The following is a 9,627-nucleotide window of genomic DNA, read 5'->3' as shown; positions in this document are numbered from 1 at the left end:
GGCGGCCCGGTGGCCGGCTCCGGGGCCGCGCACCTGGCCGGCCCGGCCAGGGATCATCTGGTCGCGGTCACCCAGCCGGCGAGCGGGCGGTAGGTCAGACGACCGGAGTCAGCGGCGGTTGTGCCGCGGCAACCCTGCCGGCCCGGCCGTCTGTTTCACGACAGCGAGGATCGGGCGAGGCCGGGCCACGCGGGGCTCGGGCGGCGAGAACGCCCCGGGCCACCAGGAACACCTGGCATATGGCACGCTGCCACCGCACCGTACAGGATTCACCGACAGGCCCTCATCCGGACCGAGTCGGGCGCAACGCCCCGAGCACCCGTTATCGTCAGTGACCTCAGATGGTATAGGGGACTGACACGGCCCAGGCGTGGCCGGTAATCGACGCGGGTAGACAGGCCACCCGGGCAGGCAGCCTGCCCGGGGCAGGAACGAAAGCGCGAGGAGGCAGGCTTGGTGGAGAACATCAGGCTGATCCGCTGGACACCCGCGCGGATGCGTGCCCGGCTGACCGATGTCATCGCCGTCTACAAGGCCGCCTTTCTGGACTTCCACGAGCCCGACCCGGCGCGGGCGGCGATCGAACGGACCATGCACGCCCGCCGGCACGCCGACCGCCGGGATCTGCGAGCGGTCGCGGCCCTTCTCCCCGACGAGCGCCTGGTCGGCTTCACCTACGCCCTGCCGGGGCTGAAGGGGCAGTGGTGGCACGACGTCGTCAGTGACGCGCTGGGGCCCGAGGACGCCGTGACCTGGCTCGGCGACTGTCTGGAGATCGTCGAGCTCCACGTCCTGCCGGAGTTCCAGGGCAGGGGGGTGGGACGCAGTCTGCTGCGGGAACTGCTGCGGGAGGCACCGGAACAGACCGCCGCGCTGTCCGCCCTGGAACTACCCGACAGCAGGGCTCGACGGCTGTATGCCAGCGAGGGCTTCATTCCGCTACTGTCGAATTTTCGATTTCCGGGAAGCTGGATCGAATACGCGGTGCTGGGCAAGCGCCTCACCCCCGCCGAGCCGGCCCAGGAGCGGCCTTCGTCCCCTTCGGCCGAGCAGCGGCCCGCCCACGGCCCCGGCGACAACCACCGGCAGGCCCGCGTCATCTGAGAGCCTCCCGAAAACCGAGCTGGTCCAGCGGGCCCCTGCGGGCTCCGGCGCCCGGGGGGAAGGCCGAACGAAGATCAGCGCGGCCGGAGGACGGTCCGGGTCCGCGCTTGTGGCCGTTCCTGGCCCGCCGCCGCGGCCACCAGGTTCATGATCGCAGCAGTCAGCGGCACGACCACGCTGCGGAAGGCCAGGCGCAGGAGCAGGAAGCCCAGGCCCACGATGACCGCGACTCCCGGGAGCTGCGAGAGAGCCCGCGCCAGCCCGCTGTCTTCGCCGGCACCGGGCCCGTACGGGCGTTTCGTGGAAGTATGACTGTCATGTAGGTCCGGCCACGTCTTGCGACAGCTTGCCCGGTCGGCACCGGGGCGGTCATCGGAGCATCATGCCTGCTGCGTATCGTTCCGTCGTCTGATGACGACCGGGACTACCGACAACCGTCAGCCCTTCGAGGGCCGCCAGGGGGCGGCCGCAGGAGAAACCGGTGACCAAGCATGCACCACTGGTCGTGGAGACACTCGACGACCTCGACCCGACAGCGGTCTTCAACACCGAACGCGACCAGGTGGTGGTCGCGGTGCGTATCACCCCCGTGTTCGGCACGCTGGACCTCAACCTGGTGGCGGCCGTGGTGGACGCGGCGAACCTGGCCGGCTTCGCGCTCGTGCGCGAGCAGCCCTTCCGGGACGAATGGCTGTTGTGCGTCTTCGACGCCTACGAGGACAACGACTAAAAGATCACTGACGACGACGGGACGACTGGGCCCAGGGGAGCGCGCGCCCCCTGCGGCCGGTGGCCCGAGGATCACCACAGCTGGCAGGCCGCCGCACCCGACACGTCCGGGTGAGTAGACACGGCTGTCACCGTGAAAGGCGGGTCGCCGCCGTGGTGGGCGGATCATCGCTGTAGCGAGTGGAACACCTCCCGTGTCGCGGTGGAACGGTTCAACGTGATGAAGTGGATGCCGGGCGCGCCACCGGCGAGCAGCTTCTCGCACAGGTCGGCGGCGACCTCCACCCCGACCGCCCGCACCGCCGCCGGGTCGTCGGCCACCGCGTGCAGCCGCCTGGCCAGGTCCGCGGGGAACGCGGCCCCGGACAGCTTCGCCATCCGCTCGATCTGCGCGACGTTGGTCACCGGCATCACCCCGGGAATGATCGGCGCCTCACAGCCGAGCCGGCGGACCCGGTCGACCAGCCGGAAATAGGCGTCCGCGTCGAAGAAGAACTGGGTGATCGCATAGTCCGCGCCGGCGGTGAGCTTGCGTACCAGGTAGCGCGCGTCGGTGTCGAAGTCGGGCGAGCGGGGGTGGCGGTCCGGGAAGGCCGCGACCCCGACACAGAAGTCGCCGAGCGACTGGACGAGGTGTACCAGCTCCTCGGCGTGGCGCAGCCCCTGGGGATGGGCGATCCACTCCCCCTGCGGGTCGCCGGGCGGGTCGCCGCGTAGCGCCAGGACGTTGTGTACCCCGGCGCCGGCGTAGCTGCCGATCACCTGTCGCAGTTCGGTGACGGAGTGGTTGACGGCGGTGAGATGACCGATCGGCGTGAGGGTCGTCTCCATCGCGATACGTTCGGTGACCCGCACCGTGCCGGCCCGGGTCGACCCGCCCGCGCCGTAGGTGACCGACACGAAGGACGGCCGCAGCGGCTCCAGCTCCCTGATCGCCGTCCACAGGTGGCGTTCCCCCTCGGGGGTCCGCGGCGGGAAGAACTCGAACGAGAACGACGGCCGGCCCGAGGCGAGACAGTCCCGCACGGTCAGCCCCCGGGTCGCCACGACGCTCCTGACCGCTGCCATACCCCTGAGGGTAAGCCCTGTCAGGCGCCGGACCCGGCACAACCGGACACGTCCTGTTCACGACAGGCATCCGGACAAGGCATCCGGACAAGGCATCCGGACGAGCCATCCGGACGAGCCATCCGGCTGAGACGACCGGACGAGGCGGCCGTCCCCACGGCACGCCACACCCTGTAGGCCGCGTCCCGCTCGCCGCTCGGCCTGTGGCACGGCCTACAGCCGTACCGGGCCCTGGGGCGTCGGGGCGCACACCCGCACCCGGCCGGACCGGCTGCGGACCGACACCGTCCGCGCCGCCCCCGGATCGACCGGAACATCCAGGGTGACCGAGTCCGCGCCGGGATCCGCGGACTCGACGTCGACCGCGTACGGCCCACCCGGCAGGACGACCGTGACCGCCCCGCTGTCGCTGTACGCCGCCACCTTCCCGGGGGGACGGGCGAAGTGCAGGACGACGTCACCGGTGCGGCTGCGCGCGGCGACACCGCTCCCGCCCAGCTCCCGCCCGGCGATGGTGCCCGTGTCGGTGATGAGCACGAGGTCGCCGTCCGAGCCCCACAGGGTCACCTCCCCGCGGCGGACCTCGGCCCGGACCCGGGTCGCCCGCGGCAGCGTCAGCCGGACCCGGGCCTCGCTGGTGCGCCCGTCGACGCGCAGCAGCTCCCCGGCCTGTTCCAGGGCCGGACGCGAGCGGCCGGCGCGCCGGCGGACGGTCATCGCCACCCGGGCGTCCGCCCGGTCGGCCTCGGCGATCTCGACCCGCCCGGCGGCCAGCCGGATCTCGACGGCGCTCACCCCGCCCGCCGTCTGGCTGGTCTCGCGCGGCGGCCGTCGCGGCAGCACGAGCCCGTAGCCGGCCGCGCCCAGCAGGACGACGGCGGCCACGGCCACGAGGACGTCCGTCATCGGCCCTCCCCGCCACACGCCGCGCCGAGAGGACGGCTCCCACCGAGAAGACGGCTCCCAGCAGGGGAAAGGGGCTCGTCGATGGGATGGGTTCCGCCGACGGGGGTGGTTGGCACGCTGGGAACGGTACCGGTCGGGCCCGGCATCCGGGCGGCCAGAGTGATCATCCAGGACGGCTCCGGCGGCCCCGGTCCCGCGGAAAGGCACCGGGCGAGCCGGCTTCCGTCCCGGGACGGAAGCCCCGGATCCACCTTCATTCGTCTTAATTCGCCTTAATTCATTGTTCAGACAGGCTGACGAGTTCGGCTTGAAGTCTCGATTCCGGCCGCTGGCTGCGAGACTACAGCTCATGGACGAACGGCTCACACGCTCGGGTGCGCGCGCCCCGGACGGATCCGGGACACGCGCACCCGAGCACGGCCAGGAGGGGAAGCCCGCGGCGGGCGGCGAGGCGTCCCTCGCCAGCCCGGACACGGCCACCGACGCCGACCATCTCGAACGCGCTCTCTTTGAGGTCAAGAAGGTGATCGTCGGCCAGGACCACATGGTCGAGCGGATGCTGGTGGCGCTGCTCGCCCGCGGCCACTGCCTGCTGGAGGGGGTGCCGGGGGTGGCCAAGACCCTCGCCGTCCAGACCCTCGCCACGGTGGTCGGAGGGACGTTCACCCGTATCCAGTTCACCAGCGACCTGGTCGTCTCCGACATCATCGGCACCCGGGTCTACCGGCAGACCCGGGAGGCCTTCGATGTGGAGCTGGGGCCCATCTTCGCGAACTTCGTCCTCGCCGACGAGATCAACCGGGCGCCCGCCAAGGTGCAGTCGGCGCTGCTGGAGGTGATGGCCGAGCGACAGGTCTCCCTCGGCGGCGTCACCCACCGGCTGCCGGTGCCGTTCCTCGTGCTGGCGACGCAGAACCCGATCGAGTCCGAAGGGGTGTACCCGCTCCCGGAGGCGCAGCGTGACCGGTTCCTGATGAAGGTGGACGTGCCGTATCCCAGCGGCCACGAGGAGCTGGAGATCGTCCGACGGATGGGCACGCAGCCACCCCGGGCCGAGCGCGTCCTGGACCCGCCCACGCTGATCAAGCTGCAGGAGCGCGCCACCGACGTGTTCGTGCACCACGCGATCGCCGACTACGCGGTCCGCATGGTGCTGGCGACCCGGGCGCCGGCGGAGTTCGGAATGCCCGAACTCGCCGGCCATCTCGCCTACGGCGCGTCACCGCGCGCGTCGCTCGGCCTGGTCGCGGCGGCCCGGGCGCTGGCGATGCTGCGCGGCCGGGACTACGTCGTGCCGGACGACGTCGCCGCGGTCGCGCCGGACGTGCTGCCGCACCGGCTGGTGCTGTCCTACGAGGCGCTGGCGGAGGGGCTGTCCGCGCGGGCCATCGCCGAACGGATCCTGCACGGCACCCGCCCCCCCCGGGTCACGCCCCGTCAGCAGGACTATCCCGGGCACTGGACCACCAACCCGCACGGATTCCCCGAGTACCTCGGCCAGGAAACGTCGGCGTGAGAGTGAACCAGCCAACGCAACGGCCCGCTCCCGGGCCACGCCGCGGCGGCAGAGCAGGCACGCCGGCAACACCCGGCGGGACGGACGCGAGTATGCCCGGTGGGACGGGCGCGGCCAGCGGGACGAGCCGGACCGGCGGCCACGGCGTCCAGCCGGCACAGCCCGTCCAGCCGGCACAGCCCATGCCGGGTGGGTCCGGGGCGGCAGCGGCGGATCCGGCGATCGAACGGACCCTGCGCCGCCTCGAGCTGACCGTCACCCGCCGGCTGGACGGCCTGCTGCTCGGCAACCACCTGGGCCTGGTGCCCGGCTCGGGGACGGAGAAGGCCGAAAGCCGCACCTACCACGTCGGGGACGACGTGCGGCGGATGGACTGGGCGGTCACGGCCCGCACCACCGTCCCGCACGTGTATGACCTCGTCGCCGACCGTGAGCTGGAGACCTGGGTGCTCGTCGACCTGACGGCGAGCCTTGAGTTCGGCACCGCCAGGCTGGAGAAGCGCGACCTCGCGATCGCCGCCGTGGCCGCCATAGGCTACCTGACGGCACGCAGCGGCAACCGGCTGGGCGCGGTGGTGCTGACGACCGGCCACGGGCCGCGGCTCGTCCCCGCCCGCACCGGCCGGGACGGCCTGCGGGCGCTGCTGCGCACACTGCTGGCGGCGCCGCGGACCGCGCTGGACCCCGTCCGGCCCGCCGCTCCCCCGCCGCCCCGGCCCCGGGCACGGGCACGGGCACGGGCACGACCGATCTCGCCGCCGCCCTGAACGGGCTGCGCAACCCGCCCCGGCGCCGCGGGATGGTCGTCGTGATCTCGGATTTCCTCTCGGTCGACCTGTCCTGGGAACGGCCGCTGCGCGCGCTCGCCGGCCGGCACCAGGTGCTCGCCGTCGAGGTCGTCGACCCGCGTGAGCTCGAGCTTCCCAACGTCGGGCTGCTCGACGTGGTCGACCCGGAGACCGGCGCCACCCTGACGGTGCCCACCTCCTCCCGCCGGCTGCGCGACTCCTACGCCCGGGCCGCCGCGGCGCACCGCCGGGAGGTGGACGCGGCGCTGCGCCGGGCCGGCGCCGGCCATCTCGTCCTGCGGACCGACTCCGACTGGCTCACCGACATCGTCCGGTTCGTCCTGGCCGCCCGCCGCGGCCGTGGCGCCGCCAGGCGCCCACCGGTCGCCGTACCTCCCGCCGGAGCCGGCCGATGACCTTCCTCGCCGGCCACTGGCTGTGGCTGCTGCCGGCGGTCGGCGCCATCGCCGCCGCCTACATCGTGATGTCGCTGCGCCGGAAGGCCTACGCGGCGCGCTTCACCTCGGTCGGGCTGCTGGCGTCGGTGCTGCCCCGGCGGCCGCAGTGGTGGCGCCGGCACCTGCCCGCGGCCCTGCTGCTGCTCACGCTGGCCGCCATGGTGTTCTCCCTCGCCCGGCCGGCCCAGGCCCGGCGGGTCCCCCGCGAGCGCGCGACGATCATTCTGGCGATCGACGTGTCGAACTCGATGGCCGCCACCGACGTCGCGCCCAACCGTCTCGCGGCGGCCAAGGACGGCGCCGACGCGTTCATCGACCAGCTCCCACCGCGGATCAACCTGGGGCTGGTGTCGTTCTCCGGGTCGGCGGCGCTCCTCGTCCCGCCGACCACCGACCGGCAGGCCGTCCGGTCCGGTATCCGCGGGCTGCAGCTCGGCCCGTCCACCGCGATCGGGGAGGGCATCTTCGCCGGCCTGCAGGCCATCACCACCGCCGGGGAACAGCTCGCCGCGGACGGCGGGGCGCCGCCGCCGGCCGCCATCGTGCTGCTCTCCGACGGGGAGACCCAGCGGGGACGCCCGAACGCCCAGGCGTCCCAGGCCGCCCGGGACGCCGGGGTGCCGGTCGACACGATCGCCTACGGCACCGCGGACGGCAGCCTCGACGTGGGTGGCCAGGAGATCCCCGTCCCGGTCAACGAGGACGCGCTGCGCGAGATCGCGCGGGCGACCGACGGCTCCTACCACCGGGCCTCCTCCGGGGACGAGCTGCGCTCGGTGTACGAGAACCTCGGCAGTTCCATCGGTTACCGCAACGAGTTCCACGAGGTCACCACCTGGTTCGTCGGCCTGTCCCTGGCGCTGGGGCTGACGGCCGCGGCCGGGTCGGTGGCCTTCTCCTCCCGGCTGCCCTGAGTATCGGCCTCCTCCCGGCTGCCCTGAGTATCGCCGGCCGGTGCATCCACGACCGGCGATACCCGGGGCCTGCCGGGCTCAGGGCTGCCGGAGCCGCCCGGGGCACGGCCCGCCGACCGGATCCCCGATCCGGGCCAGGGACTGGGGCCGCTGTGCCGGGCCGCCGTGGTGGCGGGAAAGTCGGGGCCGCGGCCGGCCGGGACGCCGGTGCGACTGTGCCGGTGCGACTGTGATGCCACCCGAGCCCGGGCCAGGGCCTGTCCGCCGCGGGGCGGAACGCGCCGATCCCCGGTTTACCGGTGGTCTCTGCCGGTAGGCCGATTACCAGGTATTGAGCCGTTCGGCGGGTACTGGGCCACCATGCGCCGGGCGCGGCCATCGCCGGTCGTCCCGGCGGCGGTCGTCCCGGCGGCGGTCGCGCCGTCCGTGCCCGCCGCCACGTCCCCGGTCTCGGGCAGCCGTCGGAGCAGCCGCGGGAGCCTGGCGCAGCCGCCCAGAACCGCCGTCCGCCGCCTCGCCGGCCAGCTCCGCGTCACCCGATGTGGGCGTGTGACGGTGGGCGCCTGTCGGTCCGTGCGTCCGGCATGAGAGGGTGGAGATCCGGCGCGCGCACTCGCGCGTGTCGACTTGCGTGGCGATGGGATCCTCGAATGGCTCAGGGCACTGTGAAGTGGTTCAACGCAGAGAAAGGTTTCGGGTTCATCAGCCCGGACGGTGGCAGTCCGGACGTCTTTGTGCATTTTTCCGCGATCGCGACGACCGGCTACAAGACCCTGGAAGAGAACCAGCGGGTCGAGTTCGACACGACTCAGGGCCAGAAGGGCCCGCAGGCGGAGAACGTCCGACCGCTCTGATCACCGACGGTCACGCGGCTCAGCGTGACCGTGGGCAGCAGTAGGAACATGTGTGAGACGAGCCCCGTACCGGTCATGGTGCGGGGCTCGTCCCGTACCGACCGGCCGGCCGACCGGCTCCGGCCCTGGCCTCGGGCCCGTTCACAGGGCTGGTCGCCTCGTGCCGTCACCAGGCCGGTCAGGGGCCGTGGGCGTCGTCGGGGTAGGTCTCGATGTCCGTCGCCTTGAACGACGCCCAGACCCGCGAGCCCGGCTCCAGCCGCAGCTCGGCCAGGGCGGCGGGGGTGACGTCGGCGAGCAGGGCGGGGTTCGTGTCCAGCGCGACCCTGGCCCGGTCCCCCAGCAGCTCCAGCCCGGTGACCCGGCCGGCCAGCGTGTTACGGGCGCTGCCGTGCGGCTCGACGACGCCGAGCATCACCGCGGACGGCCGCAGCGCGGCCAGCACCGGGCCGGTGATCGCCCGGTCCGCGACGGTGAGCGTGCCGCCGCCGGGCAGCCGCACGGCCCCCGCCCCGGCCTCCCCCCGGTAGAGGTTCAGCCCGACGAGCCGGGCGACGTAGTCGGTGCGGGGCCGGCGGGCCACCTCGGCCGGCGGGCCCTGCTGCACCACCCGTCCGGCCTCGATGATGACGACGTGGTCGGCCAGCACCATGGCCTCGATCGGGTCGTGGGTCACCAGCACGGACGGGCCGTCGAAGCCGCTGAGCCGACGGCGCAGGTCCGCCCGGACGGCCAGCCGGGTGGCCGCGTCCAGCGCCGCCAGCGGCTCGTCCAGCAGCAGCAGCTTCGGGCCGGCGGCGAGCGCCCTGGCGAGCGCGACCCGCTGGGCCTGCCCGCCGGAGAGCGCCCCGGGCCGGCGGGCGGCGAACTCGGCCAGCCCGAACGTCTCCAGCCAGCGCAGTGCGGCGGCCCGGGCGGCGGCCCGGGGGATCCCCCGGCAACGCAGCCCGAAGGCGACGTTGTCCCGCGCGGACAGATGCGGGAACAGCAGATAGTCCTGGAAGACCATCCCGACCGTGCGGCGCTGCGCCGGGACGAAGATCCCCGCCGCCGGGTCGTCCAGGACGAGGCCGCCCAGGCTGATCCGGCCCGCGTCGACCGGCTGCAGCCCGGCCAGCGCCCGCAGCAGGGTGGTCTTGCCCGCGCCGTTGGGCCCGAGGACGGCGACGGTCGTCCCGCTCGCTGCGGTCAGCGTCACGTCCAGGGTGAAGCCGCTGGCCCGCCGCACCAGCAGACGGGCCAGCAACGCGCCGTCATCGGATCCGCCACCGCCGTCGGACGGGCCGGGCC

At 73.5% G+C, this 9,627-nt stretch carries 10 protein-coding genes; 7 read left to right on the top strand and 3 right to left on the bottom strand.

Annotation, left to right across the window (positions count from 1 at the left end):
* Nucleotides 1-495 precede the first annotated feature (495 nt).
* Both AC5LSR_RS16565 and AC5LSR_RS16560 read left to right on the top strand, forming a co-directional pair.
* Nucleotides 496-1,104, top strand: a complete 609-nt coding sequence (locus AC5LSR_RS16565) for a GNAT family N-acetyltransferase (protein ID WP_445548462.1) — start codon at nucleotides 496-498, stop codon at nucleotides 1,102-1,104.
* A gap of 481 nt (nucleotides 1,105-1,585) precedes the next feature.
* On the top strand, nucleotides 1,586-1,834 hold the full coding sequence (locus AC5LSR_RS16560; protein ID WP_013874333.1) for a hypothetical protein: 249 nt from the start codon (nucleotides 1,586-1,588) through the stop codon (nucleotides 1,832-1,834).
* A 164-nt stretch (nucleotides 1,835-1,998) separates the two neighbouring features.
* On the opposite strand, the gene metF is transcribed toward AC5LSR_RS16560, so the two are convergent.
* Together metF and AC5LSR_RS16550 are read right to left on the bottom strand one after the other, a co-directional pair.
* Nucleotides 1,999-2,901, bottom strand: coding sequence for a methylenetetrahydrofolate reductase [NAD(P)H] (gene metF / locus AC5LSR_RS16555; protein ID WP_250284297.1), 903 nt, complete (start codon nucleotides 2,899-2,901; stop codon nucleotides 1,999-2,001).
* Between the two features lie 213 nt (nucleotides 2,902-3,114).
* Nucleotides 3,115-3,807: a DUF4097 domain-containing protein gene (locus AC5LSR_RS16550; protein WP_250284300.1), complete on the bottom strand. Its 693-nt coding sequence runs from the start codon at nucleotides 3,805-3,807 to the stop codon at nucleotides 3,115-3,117.
* Between the two features lie 349 nt (nucleotides 3,808-4,156).
* Here AC5LSR_RS16550 and AC5LSR_RS16545 point away from each other — a divergent pair, with 349 nt between their 5' ends.
* The 5 genes from AC5LSR_RS16545 (at nucleotide 4,157) to AC5LSR_RS16525 (ending at nucleotide 8,337) form a co-directional block, all read left to right on the top strand.
* On the top strand, nucleotides 4,157-5,323 hold the full coding sequence (locus AC5LSR_RS16545) for an AAA family ATPase (RefSeq protein WP_250284302.1): 1,167 nt from the start codon (nucleotides 4,157-4,159) through the stop codon (nucleotides 5,321-5,323).
* A gap of 92 nt (nucleotides 5,324-5,415) precedes the next feature.
* Nucleotides 5,416-6,090 carry a DUF58 domain-containing protein gene (locus AC5LSR_RS16540; RefSeq protein ID WP_493468661.1) on the top strand — a complete coding sequence of 225 codons (675 nt, stop codon included), beginning with the start codon at nucleotides 5,416-5,418 and terminating at the stop codon, nucleotides 6,088-6,090.
* A gap of 32 nt (nucleotides 6,091-6,122) precedes the next feature.
* Nucleotides 6,123-6,527 (top strand): DUF58 domain-containing protein, encoded by a 405-nt coding sequence (locus tag AC5LSR_RS16535; RefSeq protein WP_493468660.1) that lies wholly within the window; start codon nucleotides 6,123-6,125, stop codon nucleotides 6,525-6,527.
* Nucleotides 6,524-7,483 carry a VWA domain-containing protein gene (locus AC5LSR_RS16530; protein WP_250284303.1) on the top strand — a complete coding sequence of 320 codons (960 nt, stop codon included), beginning with the start codon at nucleotides 6,524-6,526 and terminating at the stop codon, nucleotides 7,481-7,483. The genes AC5LSR_RS16535 and AC5LSR_RS16530 overlap by 4 nt, the downstream gene beginning before the upstream one ends.
* Before the next feature lie 650 nt (nucleotides 7,484-8,133).
* Nucleotides 8,134-8,337, top strand: a complete 204-nt coding sequence (locus AC5LSR_RS16525; RefSeq protein ID WP_250284305.1) for a cold-shock protein — start codon at nucleotides 8,134-8,136, stop codon at nucleotides 8,335-8,337.
* Nucleotides 8,338-8,515: 178 nt separating this feature from the next.
* Here the strand turns inward: AC5LSR_RS16525 and AC5LSR_RS16520 are convergent.
* On the bottom strand, nucleotides 8,516-9,627 hold a 1,112-nt coding region (locus AC5LSR_RS16520), incomplete at its 5' end, for a sulfate/molybdate ABC transporter ATP-binding protein (RefSeq protein WP_493468659.1).

The organism is Protofrankia sp. CiP1_Cm_nod4 (assembly GCF_982290645.1).
The sequence above is the reverse complement of the archived record's forward strand: the minus strand, read 5'-3'. Positions and strand labels throughout refer to the sequence as shown.

Bases quoted from the DNA above. Each gene is read 5' to 3' on its own strand.
- AC5LSR_RS16565 (WP_445548462.1), top strand. From the start codon at position 496: ATGCGTGCCCGGCTGACCGATGTCATCGCCGTCTACAAGGCCGCCTTT.
- metF (WP_250284297.1), bottom strand. From the start codon at position 2,901: ATGGCAGCGGTCAGGAGCGTCGTGGCGACCCGGGGGCTGACCGTGCGG.
- AC5LSR_RS16550 (WP_250284300.1), bottom strand. From the start codon at position 3,807: ATGACGGACGTCCTCGTGGCCGTGGCCGCCGTCGTCCTGCTGGGCGCG.
- AC5LSR_RS16545 (WP_250284302.1), top strand. From the start codon at position 4,157: ATGGACGAACGGCTCACACGCTCGGGTGCGCGCGCCCCGGACGGATCC.
- AC5LSR_RS16540 (WP_493468661.1), top strand. From the start codon at position 5,416: ATGCCCGGTGGGACGGGCGCGGCCAGCGGGACGAGCCGGACCGGCGGC.
- AC5LSR_RS16535 (WP_493468660.1), top strand. From the start codon at position 6,123: ATGGTCGTCGTGATCTCGGATTTCCTCTCGGTCGACCTGTCCTGGGAA.
- AC5LSR_RS16530 (WP_250284303.1), top strand. From the start codon at position 6,524: ATGACCTTCCTCGCCGGCCACTGGCTGTGGCTGCTGCCGGCGGTCGGC.
- AC5LSR_RS16525 (WP_250284305.1), top strand. From the start codon at position 8,134: ATGGCTCAGGGCACTGTGAAGTGGTTCAACGCAGAGAAAGGTTTCGGG.